22 protein-coding genes are annotated in these 22,624 nt (G+C 66.8%); 9 read left to right on the top strand and 13 right to left on the bottom strand.

Features of this window, described 5'->3' with window-relative positions:
- Positions 1–101: 101 nt before the first annotated feature.
- Positions 102–659: a hypothetical protein gene (locus tag ACP2AH_RS13240; protein ID WP_425106230.1), complete on the top strand. Its 558-nt coding sequence runs from the start codon at positions 102–104 to the stop codon at positions 657–659.
- Between the two features lie 109 nt (positions 660–768).
- Here ACP2AH_RS13240 and ACP2AH_RS13235 read toward each other — a convergent pair whose 3' ends face one another.
- The 13 genes from ACP2AH_RS13235 to ACP2AH_RS13175 form a co-directional block, all read right to left on the bottom strand.
- Entirely contained in the window at positions 769–2,460 is a 1,692-nt protein-coding gene (locus ACP2AH_RS13235) for a thiamine pyrophosphate-binding protein (RefSeq protein WP_425106229.1), read from the bottom strand.
- Between the two features lie 81 nt (positions 2,461–2,541).
- On the bottom strand, positions 2,542–3,024 hold the full coding sequence (locus ACP2AH_RS13230) for a DUF2214 domain-containing protein (RefSeq protein ID WP_425107038.1): 483 nt from the start codon (positions 3,022–3,024) through the stop codon (positions 2,542–2,544).
- An 8-nt stretch (positions 3,025–3,032) separates the two neighbouring features.
- Positions 3,033–3,428 carry a DUF6152 family protein gene (locus tag ACP2AH_RS13225; protein WP_425106228.1) on the bottom strand — a complete coding sequence of 132 codons (396 nt, stop codon included), beginning with the start codon at positions 3,426–3,428 and terminating at the stop codon, positions 3,033–3,035.
- Between the two features lie 113 nt (positions 3,429–3,541).
- A complete protein-coding gene (gene gyrB / locus ACP2AH_RS13220; RefSeq protein ID WP_425106227.1) occupies positions 3,542–5,989 on the bottom strand; it encodes a DNA topoisomerase (ATP-hydrolyzing) subunit B in 2,448 nt (815 codons plus the stop codon).
- Between the two features lie 186 nt (positions 5,990–6,175).
- Positions 6,176–7,339 (bottom strand): DNA replication/repair protein RecF, encoded by a 1,164-nt coding sequence (gene recF, locus ACP2AH_RS13215; protein ID WP_425106226.1) that lies wholly within the window; start codon positions 7,337–7,339, stop codon positions 6,176–6,178.
- Positions 7,336–8,451 (bottom strand): DNA polymerase III subunit beta, encoded by a 1,116-nt coding sequence (dnaN, locus tag ACP2AH_RS13210; RefSeq protein WP_425106225.1) that lies wholly within the window; start codon positions 8,449–8,451, stop codon positions 7,336–7,338. The genes recF and dnaN overlap by 4 nt, the downstream gene beginning before the upstream one ends.
- A 223-nt stretch (positions 8,452–8,674) precedes the next feature.
- Positions 8,675–10,093, bottom strand: coding sequence for a chromosomal replication initiator protein DnaA (gene dnaA / locus ACP2AH_RS13205; protein ID WP_425107037.1), 1,419 nt, complete (start codon positions 10,091–10,093; stop codon positions 8,675–8,677).
- A 1,189-nt stretch (positions 10,094–11,282) separates the two neighbouring features.
- Entirely contained in the window at positions 11,283–11,549 is a 267-nt protein-coding gene (rpsT, locus tag ACP2AH_RS13200) for a 30S ribosomal protein S20 (RefSeq protein ID WP_425106224.1), read from the bottom strand.
- Positions 11,550–11,722: 173 nt separating this feature from the next.
- Entirely contained in the window at positions 11,723–12,496 is a 774-nt protein-coding gene (locus tag ACP2AH_RS13195) for an enoyl-CoA hydratase (protein WP_425106222.1), read from the bottom strand.
- A gap of 9 nt (positions 12,497–12,505) precedes the next feature.
- On the bottom strand, positions 12,506–13,420 hold the full coding sequence (gene mutM / locus ACP2AH_RS13190) for a bifunctional DNA-formamidopyrimidine glycosylase/DNA-(apurinic or apyrimidinic site) lyase (RefSeq protein ID WP_425106221.1): 915 nt from the start codon (positions 13,418–13,420) through the stop codon (positions 12,506–12,508).
- A 6-nt stretch (positions 13,421–13,426) separates the two neighbouring features.
- A complete protein-coding gene (locus ACP2AH_RS13185; protein ID WP_425106220.1) occupies positions 13,427–14,389 on the bottom strand; it encodes a class I SAM-dependent methyltransferase in 963 nt (320 codons plus the stop codon).
- Positions 14,389–15,030 (bottom strand): HAD family hydrolase, encoded by a 642-nt coding sequence (locus ACP2AH_RS13180; RefSeq protein WP_425106219.1) that lies wholly within the window; start codon positions 15,028–15,030, stop codon positions 14,389–14,391. Before ACP2AH_RS13180 ends, ACP2AH_RS13185 begins: the two co-directional genes overlap by 1 nt.
- A gap of 11 nt (positions 15,031–15,041) precedes the next feature.
- Positions 15,042–15,563, bottom strand: coding sequence for an invasion associated locus B family protein (locus tag ACP2AH_RS13175; protein ID WP_425106218.1), 522 nt, complete (start codon positions 15,561–15,563; stop codon positions 15,042–15,044).
- A gap of 330 nt (positions 15,564–15,893) precedes the next feature.
- Here ACP2AH_RS13175 and coxB point away from each other — a divergent pair, with 330 nt between their 5' ends.
- From coxB to ACP2AH_RS13135, 8 genes are all read left to right on the top strand, one after another.
- Positions 15,894–16,763 carry a cytochrome c oxidase subunit II gene (gene coxB, locus ACP2AH_RS13170; protein ID WP_421697917.1) on the top strand — a complete coding sequence of 290 codons (870 nt, stop codon included), beginning with the start codon at positions 15,894–15,896 and terminating at the stop codon, positions 16,761–16,763.
- A gap of 65 nt (positions 16,764–16,828) precedes the next feature.
- Positions 16,829–18,421 carry a cytochrome c oxidase subunit I gene (gene ctaD / locus ACP2AH_RS13165; RefSeq protein ID WP_425106217.1) on the top strand — a complete coding sequence of 531 codons (1,593 nt, stop codon included), beginning with the start codon at positions 16,829–16,831 and terminating at the stop codon, positions 18,419–18,421.
- A gap of 122 nt (positions 18,422–18,543) precedes the next feature.
- Positions 18,544–19,497: a heme o synthase gene (locus tag ACP2AH_RS13160; RefSeq protein ID WP_425106216.1), complete on the top strand. Its 954-nt coding sequence runs from the start codon at positions 18,544–18,546 to the stop codon at positions 19,495–19,497.
- A 22-nt stretch (positions 19,498–19,519) separates the two neighbouring features.
- Positions 19,520–19,702, top strand: a complete 183-nt coding sequence (locus ACP2AH_RS13155) for a hypothetical protein (RefSeq protein WP_425106215.1) — start codon at positions 19,520–19,522, stop codon at positions 19,700–19,702.
- Between the two features lie 7 nt (positions 19,703–19,709).
- On the top strand, positions 19,710–20,333 hold the full coding sequence (locus ACP2AH_RS13150) for a cytochrome c oxidase assembly protein (protein ID WP_425106214.1): 624 nt from the start codon (positions 19,710–19,712) through the stop codon (positions 20,331–20,333).
- Between the two features lie 183 nt (positions 20,334–20,516).
- Positions 20,517–21,353 (top strand): cytochrome c oxidase subunit 3, encoded by an 837-nt coding sequence (locus ACP2AH_RS13145; RefSeq protein WP_244378023.1) that lies wholly within the window; start codon positions 20,517–20,519, stop codon positions 21,351–21,353.
- A gap of 105 nt (positions 21,354–21,458) precedes the next feature.
- Positions 21,459–21,845 carry a DUF983 domain-containing protein gene (locus ACP2AH_RS13140; protein ID WP_425106213.1) on the top strand — a complete coding sequence of 129 codons (387 nt, stop codon included), beginning with the start codon at positions 21,459–21,461 and terminating at the stop codon, positions 21,843–21,845.
- A complete protein-coding gene (locus ACP2AH_RS13135; RefSeq protein ID WP_425106212.1) occupies positions 21,842–22,588 on the top strand; it encodes an SURF1 family protein in 747 nt (248 codons plus the stop codon). Before ACP2AH_RS13140 ends, ACP2AH_RS13135 begins: the two co-directional genes overlap by 4 nt.
- Positions 22,589–22,624 lie beyond the last annotated feature (36 nt).

The raw sequence follows: 22,624 nt of genomic DNA, 5'->3' as shown, positions 1-22,624 counted from the left end.
TGAATTCGCATTCACCGCAAAGGCTCTAACTCTCTGATTATACGCACTTCCTATCGCAAAACCGCTCTGCACTTTTGCCGGAATTGCTCTTGGGGGACGACATGCCGAGACGGCGCAAGGGGCAGATCGACCTGCGGGTGGATGACCCGCAGCAATTGCTCGACATGCTCGACCCCTTTCCCTTCCGCGAGCGGGGTCTCGACCGGGAAGTCGACGACTATGTGCGCGAGCACGCCCTTGACGTGCCGCCCGATACCTCTTTGGCCATCATCGTCCACCTTCCGTCCGCGCAGGTCGAAGGGCCGCTGGCCCAGGGCCTGCCGGCTGTTTTCCGGCAGCATTTCCAGAACCGCGCGGAACGGGGCAGCCGCGAATTGACCCGCTTATTTGCCGAGGGCCGCAAGGCTCTGGCCATCGGTGTTCTCGTGCTCGGCCTCTGTCTGCTGGTCGGCCAGTCGCTGGTCAACCTCTTCCCCTACTCACGCCTCGCCAGCGTTGTCATGGAAGGCTTGGTCATCCTCGGCTGGGTGGCGAACTGGCGGCCAATGGAGATTTTCCTGTTCGACTGGTGGCCGCTGGTGCAGGAGCGGCGGCTCTGCCGCCGTCTGGCGCAGGCGCCCGTCACCGTGATCGCGCAGACGCGGCCGCCGTCCGACTAGAGCACGTTCCGATCTGATTGCATCGCAATCAGATCGGTAAAACGTTCTCTATCAATACTTTAGAGACTGATTCACCGATCAGGTTGTTTCAACCTGATCGGAGCAGGCTCTAGGCGTTCGACCGCCCCGCCAACGCCTTTTCCCGCAGCGCCGTGAGCGACGTGGTCGGTGTGATCGCTTCCGGGTCGAGCTTCACGTGCACGATCGCCGGCACGCCCGACGCAAAGGCCGCGTCGAGCGCGGGCACGAACGCCTCGTTGGACTCCACCGTCACGCCGAAGCCGCCAAAGGCGCGGGCATAGGCGGCGAAGTCCGGATTCTTCAACGTGGTGCCGAAGACGCGTGTCGGATATTCGCGCTCCTGATGCATGCGGATGGTGCCGTACATGCCATTGTCCACCACGATGGCGACGATGGGCGCGCCATACTGCACCGCGGTGGCGAATTCCTGCCCGGTCATCAGGAAATCCCCGTCGCCGCACACGGCCACCACAGGTGTTTCCGGCTGGGAGATTTTCGCCGCGACCGCAGCCGGCAGCCCATAGCCCATCGACCCCGACGTTGGCGCGAGCTGCGTGCCATAGGCGCGGAAGCGATGGAAGCGGTGCACCCAGATGGCGAAATTGCCCGCGCCGTTGCAGATGATCGTGTCCTTGGGCAGCGCGCGCAGATAGTGCACGAGGCTCGCCATCTGCACCGCGCCGGGATTGGCGGGGGGCGTCTCGGTCCATTCGAGATAGTCCGTCCGCGCCTGCGCCCGCCAGTCGCCCCAGGTGATGGTGTTTGGCGGCTGCACCCCTTCCAGCGCGGAGGCGAAGGCGCCGGAGGAAGCGTTGATGGCGAGCGCGGGCTGATAGACCCGGCCCAGCTCTTCGGCATCGGCATGGACATGCACGAGCGGCACGCCGGGATCGGGAATGCCGAGCAGGCTGTAGCCCTGCGAGGGCACCTCGCCGAACCGCCCACCGGCGAGAATGATGAGGTCGGCGTCCTTCAGCCGGGCCGTGAGCTTCGGATTGACGGAGAAACCGATGTCGCCGGCGAAACAGGCGTGATCCGCCGGAAACAGCATCTGCCGCCGGAAGCTGACCGCCACGGGAAGTTCGAAGCGCTCGGCGAAGCGGGCGACGGAGGCGACCGCCCGTTCATTCCAGCGCGCCCCGCCAAGGATCATCAGCGGCCGCTTCGCCGCCCAGAGCAGGCGCTGCAGCCGCATCATGTCGGCAAGGCCCGGCCAGGTCTCGGCCGGCTCCACGGCGGGCGCGTCCGGCACCTCGGCGAGCGCGCTCAGCACATCTTCCGGCAGGGCAACGACCACCGGCCCCGGCCGGCCCTGCATGGCGACGCGGAAGGCGCGGGAGACGATTTCCGGGATGCGCGCCGCATCGTCGATCTCCACCGCCCATTTGGCGAGCGGGCCGAAGACGGCGCGGTAATCGAGCTCCTGAAACGCTTCACGCCCGCGCATGGCCCGCGATATCTGGCCGACGAACAGGATCATCGGTGTCGAATCCTGCTGGGCGATATGGATCCCGGCACTCGCATTGGTGGCGCCGGGCCCGCGCGTGACGAAGCAGATTCCCGGCCGCCCGGTCAGCTTGCCGCAGGCTTCCGCCATCATCGCCGCACCGCTCTCCTGCCGGCAGATCACGAAGTCGATGGCGCTATCGGACAGCGCATCCAGCACGTCGAGATAGCTTTCGCCGGGCACGCCGAAGGTGCGCGTCACGCCGTTGGCGAGGAGGGCATCGACGAGGAGGCGGGCGCCGGTGCGGGGGGCAGGGGAGGGCAGGGAGGTCATGGGCAAGAACTCGACGCAAAGGACGGGGCACTCTAGAGCCAGCGGACGGCGAAGGCGAGTGAACTTGCGGCCAAGCCCGCCTCAGGCGAAGCCGATCCACCGTCCCGCCACGAGAAGGGCGAGCCAGAGCACAAGCGACGCGGCGGCACAGGCGCGCACAGCGGGCGTGACAGGCGCGCCCGTCATCGCCAGCGGCAAGCGTGCATTCGCGTGCTGAAGCCCGATATTCGCGAGCGCCGCGGCAAGGAGGGCCAGCTTGATCTGGAAGGCGGGGTTGGCGGCGTAGTCGGTGGGTCGTATCGAGAACAGCCACGCCCCCGTGAGCACAGCGAGGCCAAGGCCAAAAGCCGCCACCCGCAACTGAAGCGGCCCCATCACGGCAAGCGGCACAGAGCCGAACGCACCAAGCAGCCGCAGGTCGAGCACGAGAATGGCGCCGAGCAGCAGCGCGACGCCGAGAATGTGGGCCGCATTGACGAGGAGGTAGGCGATCCACGACGCCCGCAAGGCGCGGGCGCCGGGCCAGTCACCAAGCGCGGCGAGAAGGCTTCCCGGATCCTCCACCTGCAACCTCAGTTGCGGCCGATCCGCTCGGGGTACATGTCGTAATTCGTACCCGCCAGCGTGATGCGCACCGCTTTCATATGGGCCTTGGCGCTGTCGCGATTGCGGTTGCCAAGCACGGTGATGGCGTCGCCGGGCTTGGCCGTATCCCCGGTGAAGCCGGACGCGGCAGTCTGGCGGGGATTGCCGAGATCAACCTGCCAGAGCGTGCCGTCGCTGGCCGTTACCTCAAGCGAGGGGTGCGGCGGCGCCATCGAGATGGTCTTGATGGTGCCTTCCAGCGTCATCTGCTCGCTCTCCGCCCAGCTCCAGCCGTGATGGGCGAGAGCGGGGGCCGAGAGGGCAAGGAGGCCGGCAAGGCCGATGCCGAGCATCGTGCGTGGCGGGCGAAGGGGTGAGGGCATGGTGCGGCTCCTGTCGTAAGGGAAGTCGCACAACACTATGGGGCGGGCAGGCTCCGCGACGAGCCGTCCGCCCCTCACATCTGCGCCAGCACAGCGCTTCGCGGAGTTTGGCTTCAGACGTCGACGCTGGCGCGCAGCGCATTGTCCTGGATGAACTCGCGGCGCGGTTCCACCACATCGCCCATCAGGCGGTTGAACAGGTCGTCGGCGTCCGCGACTTCCTTCACCTTCACCTGCAGCAGCGAACGGGCATCGACATCAAGGGTCGTCTCCCACAGCTGCTCGGCGTTCATCTCGCCAAGGCCCTTGTAGCGCTGCAGTGCGACGCCCTTGCGGCCGGCGTCGGTCACGGCGTCGAACAGGTCCATCGGGCCGAAGACGAGGGTTTCGGATCCCTTGCGGCGCAGTGTGGCGGGGTCGGCATGCACCTCCTGCAGGTCGGCCGCCAGGCTGTCGAGCCGGCGCGCCTCGGCGGAGCCGATGAAGGTGGCGTCGAGCACGGCCACTTCCTTCACCCCGCGCACCGTACGTGTGAAGCGGAAGCCAGCGCCGTCGGCCTCGCCGACCCAGCCGCGTTCCGTGTCCTCGGCGATCCGGTCAAGCCGGCCCGCGACGACATTGGCGATCTCAGTGGCGCGCTCTTCCTCAACCAGCAGGCCGGGCATCAGCGCGCCGGCGATCGCCGCCTGCTCCACCACCGCGCGGTTGTAACGTGGATGCAGGCCATTCATCACATGGCGGAAGGAGCGGGCGCTTTCCAGCACATGATGAAGATCGGCCCCGCCGCGCACTTCGCCGGTGGCAAGGTGCAAGGACGCCTCGTCCAGGCCCTGGGTGATGAGGTAGTCTTCCAGCGAGCGCTCGTCCTTGAGATATTGCTCGGACTTGCCGCGCGTCACCTTATAGAGCGGCGGCTGGGCAATGTAGATGTGCCCGCGGTCAAGCAAATCCGGCATCTGGCGGAAGAAGAAGGTCAGAAGCAGGGTGCGGATGTGGGAACCGTCCACGTCCGCGTCCGTCATGATGATGATCTTGTGGTAGCGCAGCTTGTCGACATTGAAGTCGTCGCGGCCGATTCCCGTGCCGAGCGCCGTGATCAGCGTGCCGATCTGATCGGAAGAGAGCATCTTGTCGAAGCGGGCGCGCTCGACATTCAGAATCTTGCCGCGCAGCGGCAGGATCGCCTGGAAGGCCCGGTTGCGGCCCATCTTGGCGGAGCCGCCGGCCGAGTCACCCTCGACGATGAAAAGTTCGGATTTGGCCGGATCGCGTTCCTGACAGTCGGCGAGCTTGCCGGGCAGCGAAGCGACATCGAGCGGGTTCTTGCGGCGGGTGAGTTCGCGCGCCCGCCGCGCGGCTTCGCGCGCGGCAGCGGCTTCGACCACCTTGGTCACCAGCGCCTTGCTCTCGCCGGGGTGCTCTTCCAGCCATGTGCCGAGCGCGTCGTTCACCAGCGCCTCGACCACCGGCCGCACCTCGGACGAGACCAGCTTGTCCTTGGTCTGCGACGAGAATTTCGGGTCCGGCACCTTCACCGAGAGCACGGCGGTGAGGCCCTCGCGGCAATCCTCGCCTGTCGGGTCGACCTTTTCCTTCTTGGCGATGCCGGAGCGCTCTGAATAGCCGATGATCTGGCGTGTCAGGGCCGCCGCGAAGCCGGTGAAATGGGTGCCGCGGTCGCGCTGAGGAATGTTGTTGGTGAAGCACAGCACGTTCTCATGGTAGCTGTCGTTCCATGAGAGGGCGCATTCGACCATGATGCCGTCGCGCTCGGCGCGGATCACGATCGGCTTGGGCAACAAGGCCTGCTTGGAGCGGTCGAGATACTGGACGAAGGCTTCGACGCCGCCTTCATACATCATTTCCTCGCGCTTCACCTCCGCATGGCGGGCGTCGGTCAGGACGATCCGCACGCCCGAATTGAGGAAGGCGAGCTCGCGCAGCCGGTGTTCCAGCGTCGAATAGCTGAACTCGATATGCGTGAAGGTCTGCGGGCTTGGAACGAAGGTCACCATCGTGCCGCGGCGGCCTTCGGGCGCGGGCCCCTTCACCGCCAGCGGTGCTTCGGCATCGCCATGGCGGAAGCGCATGTGATGTTCGAGCCCATTCCGCCAGATGGTGAGATCAAGGGTCGTCGACAGGGCGTTGACCACGGAGACGCCGACGCCGTGCAGGCCGCCGGAGACCTTGTACGAATTCTGGTTGAACTTACCGCCCGCGTGCAGCTGGGTCATGATGACCTCGGCCGCCGAGACGCCTTCCTCGTCATGGATGTCGGTCGGGATGCCGCGGCCATTATCGGTCACGGTCACCGAGCCGTCGGCATTCAGCGTCACCGTCACTTCGTCGGCATAGCCGGCCAGGGCTTCATCGATGGCGTTGTCCACCACCTCATACACCATATGGTGGAGGCCGGAGCCGTCATCCGTATCGCCGATATACATTCCCGGGCGCTTGCGCACCGCGTCGAGGCCGCGAAGCACCTGAATCGACTGCGCGCCATAGTCTTCCCCGTTCGCGGTGTTCGCGGCGGGGGACGGAGCGTTGTCAGGGTCGGCCATGGAATGAAGCTCTACGAATCGAGGACGTGATTAGGATTTATACCGCACTCGCACGGTGAATTCGTGGCGGGGCGCGCGCACTTTGACAGGCTGGGGCCCAGGTGAAAGGCCACTACGACGGAGCCCGCCGACAAGCCCATTGGCATAGGCAGTTATTTAGGGCGTTTTCCCTTTTATTTCAAGGCTTCAGGCGTGCCTCTCGACATGGCCGGGCGTCACAGCGAAGGTTTCCGCCCGTCCAGCCAGCGCCGCGAAGGCCGAGGGGTCGGCGCCGGTCATCCACACCTGCGCGCCGAGCGCGTCGAGCGCGGCAAAAAGGGCAATGCGCCGTTCGGGGTCGAGATAGGCGACGACATCGTCGAGGAGCATGACGGGCGTCCCGCCCGTCATCTCCGTCACCAGACGGGCATGCGCAAGGCCGAGCCCGATCAGCAGCGCCTTCTGCTCGCCGGTGGAGCCCTGTCCAGCGGGAATGGCTTTCGGGCCATGGCCGACGAGCAGGTCGGTCAGATGGGGCCCCTCCAGGGTCCGGCCTGCCGCGCGGTCACGCGGGCGGGCGGCACGCAAGGCCATCCGGTACTGATCCTCGACGACCGTTGCCGGTTCGGTCGTCAGCGCACGCTCCACCTCGCCGTCGAGCGCAACCGTTGCCCAGGGGAAAAGGGACGTACCGTCGTCACGCGCCTCGCGCCCCTGCGCGATGCCGGCGGCAAGCCGTTGCACCGTCTCCATCCGCGCCGCGGCCACCGCGATCGCCAGCGCCGCCAGTTCCTGTTCCACGGCGTCGAGATAGCGGGGATCGGTCGTGAGCTCCTCAAGCAGGCGATTGCGCGACCGCAGCGCCCGCTCCAGCGCGTTGACCCGCGCCCCGTGCTCGGCGTCGACCGCCAGCACCAGCCGGTCGAGAAAACGCCGACGTTCCGAGGGCGGGCCGAGAAACAGCCCGTCCATGTCGGGTGTCAGCCAGACAATGCGGACATGGGCGGCAAAGGCAGCGGCCGAGCCCACGGCCTCACCGTCGATACGGCAGCGGCGGGTTCGTGCCTCGCTGTCGGCTTCGACGCCGGTGCCGAGCACGACCTCGCCATACGCCCCTTCGACCACGGCGGACACCGCCCACCCCTGGGCGCCAGGCCGACGCGCCGCGAACTGGTCGAGCGTGGCGCGCCGCAGGCCACGACCCGGCGCTAGCAGCGAGATGGCTTCCAGAAGATTGGTCTTCCCGGCCCCGTTCTGGCCCAGCAACACGATGGGCCCTGTGCCAACGCGAATATCCGCAGACGGGTAGCTGCGGAAATCGGTCAGCCGCAGGCGCGCGAGGCGGGCCGTAACCGTCGTGGTCGCGCTCACACGCGCATCGGCATCAGCACATAAAGCGCGCCGCGCTTGTCCGGGTCCTGCACGAGAGTGGGCGAACCGGGATCGGCAAGCTTCAGCTCGGCCGTGCTGCCTTCGATCTGCGAGGTGATGTCGAGGAGGTAGCGGCTGTTGAAACCGATATCGATCGGCTCAGCCGCGTATTCGACCTCGATTTCCTCGGTGGCGCTGCCCGAATCCGGGTTGGTGACGGAGAGGGTGAGCTTGCCATCCGCGATGGAGAGCTTCACCGCCCGGCCCCGTTCACTGGCCACGGTTGACACGCGATCGACGGCGGAAGCGAAATCGGCCTTGTCGACCACGAGAGTCTTGTCGTTGCCGACCGGAATGACGCGCCCATAATCCGGAAAGGTGCCGTCGATGAGCTTGGAGGTCAGCACCACGCGATCGAGCGACACGCGAATCTTGGCAGCGGAAAGCTCCACCGTCACCTCGGCATCCGCATTCTCGGCAAGCCGCTGGATCTCGGCCACGGCCTTGCGCGGCACGATGACGCCGGGCATGCCGCTGGCTCCGGCAGGCGCAGCCGTCTGAGCTTGCGCCAGGCGATGGCCATCGGTGGCGACAGCGCGCAGCACGGGTCCGCCAGCGTCCGCTACGTGGAGATAGATGCCGTTGAGATAATAGCGGGTCTCTTCGGTCGAGATCGCGAACTGGGTCTTGTCCACGAGGCGCTTCAGCTCGCCGGCCGGCAGGGTGAAGCTATGGGTCATCTCGCCGGCGGCCAGATCGGGGAACTCGTTCTCCGGCAGGGTCTGCAGGGCGAAGCGCGAACGGCCGGCACGCACGGTGAGCGTGCTGCGGTCACCCGATGTCTCGATCTGCACCTGCGCGCCTTCCGGCAGCTTGCGGACAATGTCGTAGATCGTATGCGCAGGGACGGTTGTCGCGCCTTCTTCCTGAACCTCGGCCGCGATCGTCTCGACAATCTCGATGTCGAGGTCGGTGGCCCGCAGCGCGAGCCCGCGCGGATCGCTGCGCATCAGCACGTTGGCGAGGATCGGAATGGTGTTGCGCCGCTCGACGACACGATGGACGTGGGCCAGAGACTTGAGCAACTCGGCCCGCTCGACAGTGACCTTCATGGCCGCGACACCCGTGGCTTTACGAAAAAGGAAAGGTGCACGAGGCACGGGCGGCCGAACGACCCCGGCCACGCGCCCCGGGCAGCGGCGCGACCGCGCCGCCGGGGGCGCCGACATTGCCGCCCCCCGCGTATCAAGGCAAGCGGCGCACCCAAGAGATGCGCCGAAATGATGGGGAAATCTGCGGGTATATCGGGCAAAACGCCGTCTGCGGCGCCCGGAGCTACTCGTCGTTGACCAGCCGCTTCAGCGTCTCGACCTCATCGGCGAGCACGCGGTCGGTACCGACGAGGCCGTCGATCTTGCGAACGGCATGCAGCACCGTGGTGTGATCGCGACCGCCAAAGCGCCGGCCGATTTCCGGCAGCGAGCGCAGGGTCAGCATCTTGGCGAGATACATCGCGATCTGGCGCGGTTTCACCACATTGGCGGTGCGGCGCTGGGAGAGGATGTCGGCGCGGCTGACATTGTAGTGCTTGGCGACGACGCGCAGAATATCGTCCACCCGTACGCGCTTGGGCTCGCTCGACCGCACCAGGTCGCGCACGGCGGTCTCGGCCATTTCGAGCGTGATGGCGCGAGAGGTGAGCTGGTTATGCGCCAGTAAGCGATTCAGCGCGCCGTCGAGGTCACGGCCGTTCTGGCCGCAATGGCGGGCGATGAAATTGAGCACGTCTTGCGGAACGCTGAAGCCCGGATGCTGCTGCGCCAGCGTCGCGATGCGGGCGTTCAGGATTTCGAGCTTCAGTTCGTCGTCGAGCGGCGCGATTTCGACCACAAGCCCGCCGGCGAGGCGCGAGCGTACCCGCTCCTCCAGCGCGTCGAGCTCGGCGGGCGGACGGTCGGCGGCGATCACCACCTGACGGCCGGAATCCATCAAGGCATTGAGCGTGTGGCAGAATTCCTGCTGCACGCTCTTGCCTTGCAGGAACTGCAGGTCGTCAATGACGAGCGTGTCGATGCCGCGAAGCTGCTCCTTGAAGGCGAGCGAGGACTGGCTCTTCAGCGCGGCGACGAAGCCGTACATGAAGCGCTCGGCGGTGAGGTAGACGACGCGGCGACCATGGCCGGCGCCATCGGCGGCGATGGCCTGAAGCAGGTGTGTCTTGCCCAGTCCCACGGCCGCATGGAGATAGAGCGGGTTGAACACCGGGCCGCTGCCGGCGGGCGCATGTGCCACCTTCAGCGCCGCCGCATGGGCGAGGCGGTTGGAGTCGCCAAGATGATAGGTCGAGAACGTAAGGCGCGGGTCCAGTGGAGAGCCATTTGCCACCTCGGCCGGATTGGCCAGCGAGGCCGGAGTCGACGGCGTGGGCTCAGCTTCCACGGGCGGCGCGACACGCGTGATGGCCGCGCGCACCGGCATCGGAGCGGCGCCCGGCGTGCGCATCACGGCGGTGCGGACGATCAGCTCGACGCGGTCCGCCGAGGCTTCTTCCTGCCACAGAGCGACGAGGCGCTCGATATAATGCTGCTGGATCCAGGTCTTGAGGAATCGGGTGGGCACGGACAGGCGCACGAAGCCGTCATTAATCCCATCGAGCTCGATGCGCGGGAACCAACTCGAATAGACTTCCTCACCGACCTCGGCCCGCAGCCGACGGCGAACCCGATCCCAAGCATCGCGCGCGTCGCTGTCCAACCCACCCCTCGCGGTGGCGCTTGCCGCCACGCCGGGAAACTGGGTTTTGCCTGAGGATTCGATGCCATCTTTGAACATATCGGCTCCGCGCTTCTTATGCGGTTGTTGGGACACACGAGAGCCGTGCCGCTCCGCCGGATCGCAGACGCGTTCCAGCAGGCGGCAGGCTCATCAGTGCGAATGAAGTGGTCGACGCTGCCTCTCGGCCGTCGGCGGGGGATGTCTTTAGACGACCCGCATCAGCGCCTCAACAGGCCAAAAGGCCAAGGCATGAGGCTCATGCAGAACGCACCTTATCCGAGGGGTGGATATATCGTCGTCGCAGACGCCTTCCGCTGCAGAAGCAGCGGAGCGAACGGAACACGCACCCTCTTGTGCGTTCTTGCGCGTAGTCATAGCAGCCCCTTCACGGCAAGATCATTGCCGTCGTCAAATGTTAAATTGTTATGATTTAACTAAAATCGCCAACACTACGCATTACGCGGACAAGATCTTCCCTCTTGGAAGACCTGTCGATCAACGCCCGGCGACAACATCGTTGTGGAGGCAGGGTCATGAATACAGCACACGCCACCCTCCCCACGTCGCTAAGGACCGCTCCAAAACTCAACATTTCGCTGAGGTGCCCGGCCCAACCGGATGAAGACAACATACACAGGCCCCCCCTGCGGTGCAACGCCGTCAGTGCCGCAGGGTCTGTATCCCGGTGCCGCAGGGCGGTGATTCGAGCGCCCAAAAAAGAGCCATCAGTCGGCAAATCTCTGAGTCACTTGCAAGATTCAATGAGGGTCATTGGCGGGTCTTTCCGCAGCTAAATTTGTGCCGCGGGGGGTGTGGAGGGGGCGTGAAGTGCCGATTCGGGCGGTGGTGGTCGACATGGGTCATAAGTAATTGAAATTAAGCAGGAAATTCTGCGCGATGGCGTCTGTTTTTCCTGTCGGTTCGGCAGGTTTTCCCGCTGCTTGGGCGTGACGGCAGAGTCAAGAAACAACTGGTTCTTCCAAGCGCGATTTCCGTTGGCGCGCCGCTCCGTGACACTTTTGCAACGCGGTCCGGATGTCCTCGCAGAACACAGGCGGGACACGGCGTAGCCTTGGCGGTGCCGGGCTCGCAAACGCAAAAAACCCGGCGCGAGGCCGGGCTTTTACGTCGTCTTGTCTGTGGCCGTCTGGCCGATATGGCCGCCTGTTCAGGCGCCCAGCTTGGCCAGACGCTGCGCCAGACGCGAAACCTTACGCGAGGCGGTGTTCTTGGGCAGGACGCCCTTCTGGGCGGCGCGCATGATCTCCGGCTCGGCGAACTTGAAGGCGGCGCCAGCCGCGTCCTTGTCGCCCGAGGCCAGCGCCTCTTCGACCTTGCGCACGAAAGTGCGCATGCGGGAACGGCGGTTCCGGTTGACCTCGGTCCGGCGCTCAATCTTGCGAGCCGCCTTTTTGGCGGAGGGCGTATTGGCCATCGGCCATCCTCTTCATCGTCGCAAGGACGCCGCGTACCGCGCCTTGCCGAAATGTCGGTTGCAAATGTTGAAGCGGAGACAAACCCGAAGGAGCTCCGCGCGAGTGGCGGGCTTATAGTCGGCGGGCGCCGCCGCGTCAACATGCATGGCGCGGGCACCCGCCCGCACAATGGTTAATTGTTGGTGAATGAGGCGCCGCGCTTGGCCGCGAAGGCGGCCATGCCCTCCTTCTGATCGGCCGTCGCGAACAGCGCCTGGAAGAGGCGACGTTCGAATCGGATGCCTTCGGCCAGTGAAGATTCGAAGGCGCGGTTCACGCTCTCCTTGGTCATCATCACGGAGGCCAGTGACAGGTCGGCGATGGTGTCGGCGACCTTCATCGCCTCCTCCTTCAGCGACGCCAGCGGCACCACCCGCGACACCAGCCCGTAGCGGTCCGCCTCCTCGGCCGTGAGGGTGCGGCCGGTGAGGCACATCTCCATCGCCTTCGCCTTGCCGACCGCGCGGGTGAGCCGCTGCGAGCCGCCGGCGCCCGGCATGATGCCGAGCTGGATCTCCGGCTGGCCGAAGCGCGCATTGTCGGCGGCGAGGATGATGTCGCACATCATGGCGATCTCGCAGCCGCCGCCGAGCGCGTAGCCGGCCACTGCCGCGACCACCGGCTTGCGGCAGCGCGAGAGCCGTTCCCAGGAGGTGATGAAGTCGTCGACATAGGTGGCGGGGAAGTTAAGTGCCTGCATTTCCTTGATATCCGCCCCTGCCGCGAAGGCGCGCTCGGAGCCGGTGAGGACGATGCAGCCGATGCCGGGATCGCTCTCGAACCCGTCCAGCGCCCGCCCCATCTCGCCGATCAGCGCGGCGTTGAGGGCGTTTAGGGCTTTGGGGCGGTTCAGGGTGATGACGCCGACGCGTCCATTGGTTTCGACGAGGATGGTGTCGTAGGACAAGCGCGTCTCCTATGTCTGGCAGGCGGCACAGTAGAAGGTGGAGCGCCCGCTCTGCACAAGCCGGGCGATGGTACCGCGGCAACCAAGTGTCTGGCAGGGCTCGCCTTCGCGGTCATAGGCGCGGAAGGTGTGCTGGAAATAACCCAGCGTGCCGTCGACCTGGGCATGGTCGCGCAGGGTCGAGCCGCCCGCCGCGATGGCCTCCTGCAGCACCTCGCGGATGGTCTCGACCAGGCGGACCGTGAGTTCGATGGGACCGCCAGTGAGACCGGCGAGGGTGAAAGCGCCGCGTTCCGGCGACAGGCCGGCGCGGTGCAGCGCCTCGCACACATAGATGTTGCCGAGCCCGGCGACGACCTTCTGGTCGAGCAGCGCCGCCTTCAGCGGGGTGCGCCGCCCGGCCAGCGCGCGGGCCAGCGACTCGGGGGTGAAATCCTCCCCCAGCGGCTCCGGCCCGATGGCATTAAACAGCGGGTGCGTTGCCAGCTCCGCGCGCGGCAGCAGCAGCATGAAGCCGAAGCGGCGCGGGTCGTTATAGACCACCTCCGCCGCGCCCGCCGTCCCGTCGCCTTCCATCCGCAGCACGACATGATCGTGCGCGGCGAGGCGCGAGCGCGGCAGGTGGAAATCGCCGGGCATTTCCGGCGGGCCGGCGTCGGGCTCGATGCGGAAGGAACCGGACATGCCGAGATGCATCACCAGTACCTCGTCGCTGCCGTCGGCGTCGGGTCCGACATCGGCCATGAGATATTTCGCCCGCCGCTCCAGCCGGCGCAGCGTGCGCCCGGTCAGCCGCTCGGCGAAGCGCTCGGGCAGCGGCCAGCGCAGATCCGGCCGGCGGGCGACGGCGGCGAGGATGCGCCGGCCCTCCATGACCGGCGCGAGGCCGCGCCTTACGGTTTCGACTTCAGGCAGTTCGGGCATGGGCGCTCATTCCGAGGGGCGGCGGCCGCCGCCGGCCCACCAAGGCAGAATCGTCTTTCGCGCGGCGGCGAGCTCCCGGTCGAGGGACTGGGCCCAGGCGGTGCGGCTCGCCGCCATGTCCGCGAAGAAAAACCAGGCGAGCCCCGACCGGGCCAGCAGGCTCGGCAACGAATCGACCGCGTCGCCGCCGGAGAGAAAGGCGAGGTTCTCCGGCAGCGGATGATAGATGCGGTGCTCAAACGCCATGGGACGCGGCGCCTTCTCGATAATGAACGCCCAGCTGCGGCCGGGCAGGGGCGAGGCCGTGAGCCCGTAGGGCGCGGCAAGCCGCGCCATCGCCTCGACGGTCCAGATGGTGATGTGGCCGCGCCCCAGCGGGTCCAGATAGGCCGGGTCCTCGTTTTCCACGAAGGGCGTGAGGCCGGTGTTGAACAGGAAGCAGCTGCCCTCGCTCGCCACCGCGGCAAGTGCCCGCAGCAGATTCGCGACCATGCGCGGCGTCAGGTGCTCGATCACTTCCATGCACAGGCCGGCCTCGAAGGTCATCGGGGCGAGGGAGTCGAGCGTGCCGATATGGTAATTGGGCGAGGTCGTCCGCCAGCGCTCCGGCGGCGGGAAAAGCTCGACCCCGTGAAGCGCGGGGCCGGCATGGGGCATCAGCCGCGCCATGTGATCGAGCAGGACGCCCGGGCCGGTGCCGATGTCCAGCACGGCACGCACCGGGGTGGAGGCGAGAAAGATCGCCTCGCACAGCCGCGCCATGCCGGGACCGGCCGCCCTTTGCCCGGCGGCGTGCATTTCCGTGTCCCAATACTCCACCTCATAGGTGCGGAGCGGTTTGCCGGCGTCGATGTCGCGCAGAATGTCCGGCGGCAAATGCAGGATGCCGCAGCCCGCGCACTTGAAATAGGCGAAACCCTCGACGACCCGGAAGGGAGCGGACGCGGCCTCGCAGACGGGACATAGCATCAGAGGGTCTCCCCCAGCCCGGCCTCCGCCAGAAACGCCGCGAGATCGCCCGCGCGGGTGAAGCAATGGGCGCGCAGGCCGGCCTCTCGGGCGCCGGCGACATTGACCGGCTTGTCGTCGATCATCACCGCCTCCTGCGGGGCGACGCCATAGCGGGCCGCCACACCTTTATATACGGAGGGCGTCGGCTTCTTGGCGCCGAACTCGCAGGCGACATGCATGGCCGGGCCGAACAAGGCCCGCAATTCCGGCACCAGCGCGTCGAAATGCTCGCGCATGATGTGGCCATTATTGGTGAGCAGGGCAATGGGCACGCGGGCGCTGACCCGCGGCACCAGCGCCAGCATGTCCGGGTCCAGCGTCATGGCGAGCGCGCGGGTGCGCAGCCATTCCTCGCGGCCGAAGGGCACGCCCAGCGCTTCGGCCACGGCGGCGAGATAGGCGTCCGGGGTCAGATGGCCGAGATCGGAGGCGTCTTCGATGCCGCTGTGCCAGACGCGGCGCTCGACCTCGGCGGCGGAAAGGCCGGCGGGGGCGCCCATGGCAGCCCGGCGGGCCTCGACATCATAGCGCAGCAGCACGTCATCCATATCGAAGATGACGAGACGGGGAGGGGGCATGTCAGACGGGGAGGGGGTCACGGTCCGCGCCCTCAGGGAAGCGCGTCGTAGCCCTGGCCGAACCCGTTGAGATTGAGCGGGATGCCGATGCCCTCATCCGGCTCGGGCGTCTCGCGGATGACGAAGATGGCCTTCTTGCCGTTGCGCAGCTTGTCCATCAGCGTCGCGTCCATCTCCACCTCGGCGACGCAGCCATTGGGCACGCAGCGCACGAAGCCGACGCTGCCAATCGGCTGGTCGTCGATGATGAGGCCGAGGCCGGAGGGCAGCAGCACGCCGAGCGGGGCCAGCACGCGCAGCAGGGTCTTGCCGTTGTCGCGCATCTTCAGCACGATGGCGGTGAGGCCGACATTGGGCCGGTCATCGGCCTGCACGCTCTGCAGCAGCACGCATTGCTCGGATTGCGCGCCGGGCGGGGTGTCGCACCGGATCTGCCATTCGCCATGGACCGAGCGCACGACGCCCTGCGCCGATGCCCCGCTGAGGGAGGCGAGCAGCGCCGCGCCGGCAAGCGCCGCGACTATGGCTGAACGGAGGGCCGCGAAGCCGGGCATGGCTGTCTCCCGAAAAGTGTCGTTCGCTATGTCTTCTAAAGAATCGGCGGCAGGGGACAAGGCGAATCGTGCGGCGTCCCCTTTTCGGCCGCTCCCCAGTGCAGGATGCGGTAAAAGCCCGAGGGTGATGTCAAGAATGCGGCAATCCATCGCTGCATGGAGATAGAACGGTTCCAGGCACCCGACGTCATGTCGCAGGAGTCGAACGCCCCAGGCGCGTTGCCCGCGTGTCCTTTTTGTGTTTGATGAAGATCAAATGCCGCTGTCCCGGAGAGCGATCATTATCGCTTGGGCTGGGCCGTGGGGAAGCTGATGGGAGTGACGTTCGCGATGAAATCGTGGATCCGCAATGCTGCGCGCACGGTCGCGGGCCTGGCCGGCGGGATGTTCGGCATGCTGGCGCTGGCTGGGGCTGCGCTGGCGGGGACCGGGCAGCCCTCGCCCTGGCAGATCAATCTTCAGGGGGCGGCTTCTCCGGTCATGGAGAGCATGCACTCCTTCCATTTCTTCCTGCTGGTGATCATCGTCGCCGTGGTGCTGCTGGTGCTGGCGCTGCTGGTCGTGGTGATGGTGAAGTTCAACGAGAAGGCCAATCCGGTCCCCTCGCGCACCACCCACCACACGATGATCGAGGTGGTGTGGACCGTGGTTCCGGTCCTTATCCTCGTGGCGATCGCCATTCCCTCCTTCCGTCTGCTGTTCCACCAGCTGGATCTGCCGCAGGCCGACCTCACCGTGAAGGTGACGGGGCACCAGTGGTACTGGTCCTATGAATATCCGGACAATGGCGCGTTCAGCTTCGACAGCCTGATGGTGCCGGAAGCGGACCTCAAGCCCGGCCAGCCCCGCCTGCTGGCGGTGGACAACGACGTGGTCGTGCCGGTGAACAAGATCGTCCGCATCCAGGTGACGGCGGCGGACGTGATCCATTCCTTCGCTCTTCCGTCCTTCGGCGTGAAGATCGACGCCCTGCCGGGCCGCCTGAACGAGAGCTGGTTCCAGGCGACCAAGGAAGGCATCTATTACGGCCAGTGCTCCGAGCTGTGCGGCAAGGACCACGCCTTCATGCCGATCGCCATCCGGGTGGTGAGCGAGCAGGAATTCGCGGCGTGGGTCGAGAAGGCCAAGCAGGAATTCGCGGCGGCCCCGGCGCCGGCGCGTGTCGCTCAGGGCGAGGTGGCGGGCGTCGCCGCCCGCTGAGAGTGCCGGTTCGGCGCATTGAAGTTTCTAAGTGCCCCTAAAGGGCGCGCATGAGGGACGGTTCCATGGCATACGCAGCCGGTCACGCGGGCGATCCGACGGGTTGGAAGCGCTGGGTCTATTCGACCAATAACAAGGACATCGGGCTGATGTACCTGATCTTCGCGATCGTCGCGGGGATCGTGGGCGGCGCCCTCTCCATCGGCATCCGCATGGAGCTGCAGGAGCCGGGGATGCAGATCTTCTCCGATCCGCAGACCTTCAACGTGTTCACCACCGGCCACGGCCTCATCATGATCTTCTTCATGGTGATGCCGGCGATGATCGGCGGCTATGGCAACTATTTCGTGCCGCTGATGATCGGCGCGCCCGATACCGCCTTCCCGCGCATCAACAACGTCGCCTTCTGGCTGCTGCCGCCCGCCTTCGCGCTGGCGCTGCTGTCGCTGTTCGTGGAAGGCGCGCCGGGCACCAACGGCTTCGGCGGCGGCTGGACGATCTATCCTCCGCTCTCCTCCAAGCTCGGCCATCCCGGCCCGGCGATGGACCTCTTGATCCTCTCGCTGCACATTGCGGGCGCTTCGTCGATCCTCGGCGCGATCAACCTGATCACGACGATCCTCAACATGCGCGCCCCGGGCATGACGCTGCACAAGATGCCGCTCTTCGCCTGGTCGCAGCTGGTGACCGCGTTCCTGCTGCTGCTGTCGCTGCCGGTGCTCGCCGGCGCCATCACCATGCTGCTGACGGACCGCAATTTCGGCACGACCTTCTTCGATCCCTCGGGCGGCGGTGACCCGATCCTGTTCCAGCACCTGTTCTGGTTCTTCGGCCACCCGGAAGTGTACATCCTGATCCTGCCGGGCTTCGGCATCATCTCGCACATCGTCTCCACCTTCTCGCGCAAGCCCGTGTTTGGCTATCTCGGCATGGCCTATGCGATGGTGGCGATCGGCGTGGTCGGCTTCGTGGTGTGGGCGCACCACATGTACACGGTCGGCCTGTCCTCCTCGACCCAGGCCTATTTCGTCGCCGCGACCATGATCATCGCGGTGCCGACGGGCGTGAAGATCTTCTCCTGGATCGCCACCATGTGGGGCGGTTCGATCTCCATGCGCGTGCCGATGCTGTGGGCGATCGGGTTCATCTTCCTGTTCACCGTCGGCGGCGTCACCGGCGTCGTGCTCTCCAATGCCGGCATCGACCGCGCGCTGCACGACACCTATTACGTGGTGGCCCACTTCCACTACGTGCTGTCGCTGGGCGCCGTGTTCGCCATCTTCGCCGGCTGGTACTACTGGTCCCCGAAGATGTTCGGCTACATGTACAGCGAGGGCATCGCCAAGGTGCACTTCTGGCTGACCTTCATCGGCGTCAACCTGGTGTTCTTCCCGCAGCACTTCCTCGGCCTCGCCGGCATGCCGCGCCGCTACGCGGACTATCCGGACGCCTTCGCCGGCTGGAACTTCGTCTCGTCGATCGGTTCCTACATCTCCGGCTTCGCGGTGCTGGTGTTCCTGTTCGGCATCTGGCGCATGTTCGCCGCCAAGGTGCCGGCCGGTGCCAACCCCTGGGGCGAAGGCGCGACCACGCTGGAATGGACGCTGAGCTCGCCGCCGCCCTACCACCACTTCGACGTTCTGCCGAAGATCAAGTGAGCGGCCCGGCCGTTTGAGAGACGACCCGGCGCGGTTCTCCGCGCCGGTTCCACAAGAGGGGCGGCGCCGCGTGCGGCCGCCCCGAAGAAAAGCGCCGCCCTAGGGCGCGCCGGAGTGAAGTGATGAGCGACGTCGCCTCGCGCGAATACGACCTGACCCCGAGCGAGCCCCGCGCGCTCGACATGCCGTCGCCCGCCTCGGTGGCCGACTATGTCGCGCTGCTGAAGCCCCGTGTCATGTCGCTGGTGATCTTCACCGCGCTGGTCGGCCTCGTGCGCGCGCCGGGCGAGGTCCACCCGGTGATCGCCTTCACCGCGCTGCTGTGCATCGCCATCGGCGCCGGCGCCTCCGGTGCGCTCAACATGTGGTGGGACGCCGACATCGACGCGGTGATGACCCGTACGCTGCGCCGTCCCATTCCCGCCGGCCGCGTCACGCCCGGCGAGGCGCTCGCCTTCGGCATGACGCTCTCCGTCGGCTCGGTGATCGTGCTCGGCCTCCTGGTGAACATGGTCGCGGCGGCGCTGCTGGCCTTCACCATCTTCTTCTATGTCGTCATCTACACGATGTGGCTGAAGCGCTGGACGCCGCAGAACATCGTCATCGGCGGCGCCGCGGGCGCCTTCCCGCCCATGGTCGGCTGGGCGGCGGCTTCCGGCGGCATCGGGCTGGAAAGCCTGCTGCTGTTCCTCATCATCTTCTTCTGGACCCCGCCGCATTTCTGGGCGCTGGCGCTCTACAAGTCGGGTGACTATGCCCGCGCCGGCGTGCCGATGCTGCCCGTGGTCGCCGGCCCGTCCGAGACGCGCCGCCAGATCCTGCTCTACACGCTTCTGCTGGTGCCGCTCGCCATGTCGCCCTTCTTCCTGGGCATGGCCGGCCTCGCCTATGGCGTCGTCTCCGGCGTCACCGGGGCGCTGATGCTGCTGCTGGCGGTGCAGGTCTATCGCCGGCGCGAGGGCGCCCCGGCGGAGATCGCGGCGCGGCGGCTGTTCGGCTTCTCGATCCTGTATCTTTTCCTGCTCTTCGCGGTCCTCCTCATCGAGGCGGTCGCGCCGGCCGGTTTCGGGCTGTGAGCGCATGGCGGCGAGGACTGGAATGAGCAACGACACGAAGCGGCCCGGCGGCGAGCCCGAAGGCGTGGTGCTGACCGAGGAGCAGAAGCGGCGCCGGCGCGCCCGTTCCATCGCCATCGCGGCGGTGCTCGCGGCGCTCTGCCTGCTGTTCTACGTGGTGACCATCGTCAAGCTCGGCCCGGCCGTGCTGATCCGTCCGCTGTGAGGGTGCCATGGCATCAGACCGCGAAGACCCGACCGACACCGAAGCTGCCCCGGCCGCCCCGCGCCGGCCGGTGAGCCATCGCGGCGTGGTGATAAGCTGCGTCGCTTTCGTCGTCGCCATGACCGGCGCCGCCTATGCCGCCGTGCCGCTGTACCAGATGTTCTGCCAGGTCACCGGCTTCGGCGGCGCTACGCGCGTCGCCGCCTCGGCGCCGGGCGCGGCCCTGGAGCGGGTGGTGGAAGTGCGTTTCGACGCCAACACCGCGCCGGGCCTCGACTGGGAATTCGCCCCCGAGCAGCGCTCGGTTGAGGTGCGGGTGGGCGAGACCAAGCTTGCCTATTACCGGGTGAAGAACCGCAGCGACAAGCCGGTGACCGCCGCCGCGACCTATAATGTGACGCCGGCCCAGTCCGGCTACCACTTCGCCAAGATGCAGTGCTTCTGCTTCACCGACCAGACGCTGCAGCCGGGCGAGAGCCTCGACATGCCCGTCGTCTTCTTCGTCGATCCCGCCTTTGCCGAGGATCCGGAGATGCGCGGGGTGAAGACCATCACCCTTTCCTACACCTTCTTCCCCAAGGCGACGCCGCTGGCCGCCGGGGCGGCGAAGGATGGAAAGGCGCCGCTCTAACCGGGCGGCAGGGAGAGTTGCGGCCGCGCTCGCGGCCTGCCCGAGCCTTTTCCGCGAAGGTCGGACGACCTTGGCGTCGAGAGGAACGGGCGCAGAGAATACGGTGCCGTTTCCCGTCGCTTCGGTGGTTCCACCGGCGCGGAAAGGGCTCTAGAGAAGCAGACGGAACGGAGAGCGCGACCCATGGCCGAGGCCCACGCCAAACATCACGACTACCACCTCGTTGACCCGAGCCCGTGGCCGTTCGTCATTTCCATCTTCGCCTTCATCATGGCCGTGGGCGCGGTGTTCTGGATGCACGGCCAGCTGACCTCGCTGGTGTTCATCGCCGGCCTGCTCGGCGTGATCTACACCATGGTGGTGTGGTGGCGGGACGTGATCCGCGAAGGCGAGCACGAGCACGCCCACACGCCGGTGGTGCAGCTTCACCTGCGCTACGGCATGATCCTGTTCATCGCCTCCGAGGTGATGTTCTTCGTCGCCTGGTTCTGGGCCTTCTTCGACGCGTCGCTCTTCGTCGGCGAGGAAATCAACTATGCCCGCGCCACCGCGACCGGCGGCGTCTGGCCGCCGACGGGCATCGAGACCTTCGATCCCTGGCACCTGCCGCTGCTCAACACGCTGATCCTGCTGACCTCGGGCACCACGCTGACCTGGGCGCACCATGCCCTGGTGCATGGCGACCGCCAGAGCGCCAAATGGGGCCTGTGGCTCACCGTCGGCCTCGGCTTCATCTTCTCGCTGCTGCAGGGCTTCGAGTACAGCCACGCCGAATTCGCCTTCTCCGGCAACATCTACGGCGCCACCTTCTTCATGGCGACCGGCTTCCACGGCTTCCACGTCATCGTCGGCACCATCTTCCTCGCCGTGTGCCTCGGGCGTATCTATGCCGGCCATTTCACCCCGACCCATCATTTCGGGTTCGAGGCGGCGGCCTGGTACTGGCACTTCGTCGACGTGGTGTGGCTGTTCCTCTTCACCTTCATCTATGTCTGGGGCAGCGCGGGCGCTCCGCACTGAACCGGCGACAGCTTTCGGCAAGGGGCGGCTTCGGGCCGCCCCTTTTTCGTTTATGTGGCGAAATGCCCGTGCCGCCCCGGCCCGGAATGGGAGTAGAAACCGGCCATGGACCTGCAACCTTATGATAGCGGGGTCTCGCCCTATACGGCCGGCCTCACCTGCCGCTGCCCGCGCTGCGGCCGGGGCAAGCTGTTCAACGGCTTCCTCACCGTGGCGCCGTCCTGCACCGCCTGCGGGCTGGATTACAGCTTCGACGATTCCGGCGACGGCCCGGTCGTGTTCATCATCCTCGCCGCCGGCGCGCTGGTGGTGGGGCTGGCGCTGTGGGTGGAACTCACCTGGCAGCCGCCCTTCTGGGTGCATGCGCTGCTCTGGACTCCGCTGGTGCTGATCGCCACGCTCGGCCTGCTGCGGCCGCTCAAAGCGACGCTGATCGCGCTGCAATATGCCAAGCGCGCGCAGGAAGGCCGTCTCGACAAGGGGGGCACGTGAGCACGCAGGCCCCTGCGCGGCACCGGCTGCTGCCCGTCGCGGCCGCGGCGCTGCTCGCCTTCGCCGTGCTGGTGGGGCTCGGCCTGTGGCAGCTGCAGCGGCTGGCCTGGAAGGAAACGCTGATCGCCCAGGTGGACGCGCGCATTCACGAGGCGCCGGCGCCGCTGCCGCCGGAGGCGGACTGGGGCAAGATCGACTTCGCCAATGACGAGTATCGTCGCGTCACCGCGCAGGGGCGGTTCCTCAATGCTCTGGAAGTGCAGGTCTATGCGCTGGTGGATCAGGCGGCGGATGGCTCCGGCGGGCCGGGCTATTGGGTGGTGACGCCGCTCAGCCTGCCCGATGGCGCCGTCGTTCTGGTCAATCGCGGCTTCGTGCCGCTGGCGCGGAAGGCGCCGGCGACGCGGGCCGAGGGACAGGTGGAAGGGCCGGTCACCGTCACCGGCCTGCTGCGCCTGCCGGAAGAGGCCGGGCCGTTCACCCCCGCCAACGACGCGGCCAAGGACAGCTGGTATGTGCGCGACCCCGAGGCGATCGCCAGTGCCAAGGGGCTGGTGCGGGTGGCGCCCTTCCTGATCGACGCGGATGCGACGGCGAACCCCGGCGGCCTGCCGCGCGGCGGGCTGACGCGGATCGTGTTCCCGAACCGGCATCTCGAATATGCGCTGACCTGGTTCGGCCTCGCGGCCTCGCTGCTCGGCGTGTTCGTCGCCTATGTCTGGAGCCGCCGGCGGCGGGTGTGAGCGCGGGAGGCGAGCGTTTGCTTGCCTCATCGGCTC

The sequence above is a fragment of the Ancylobacter sp. genome, from assembly GCF_965249975.1.
GTDB lineage: Bacteria > Pseudomonadota > Alphaproteobacteria > Rhizobiales > Xanthobacteraceae > Ancylobacter.
The sequence above is the reverse complement of the archived record's forward strand: the minus strand, read 5'-3'. Positions and strand labels throughout refer to the sequence as shown.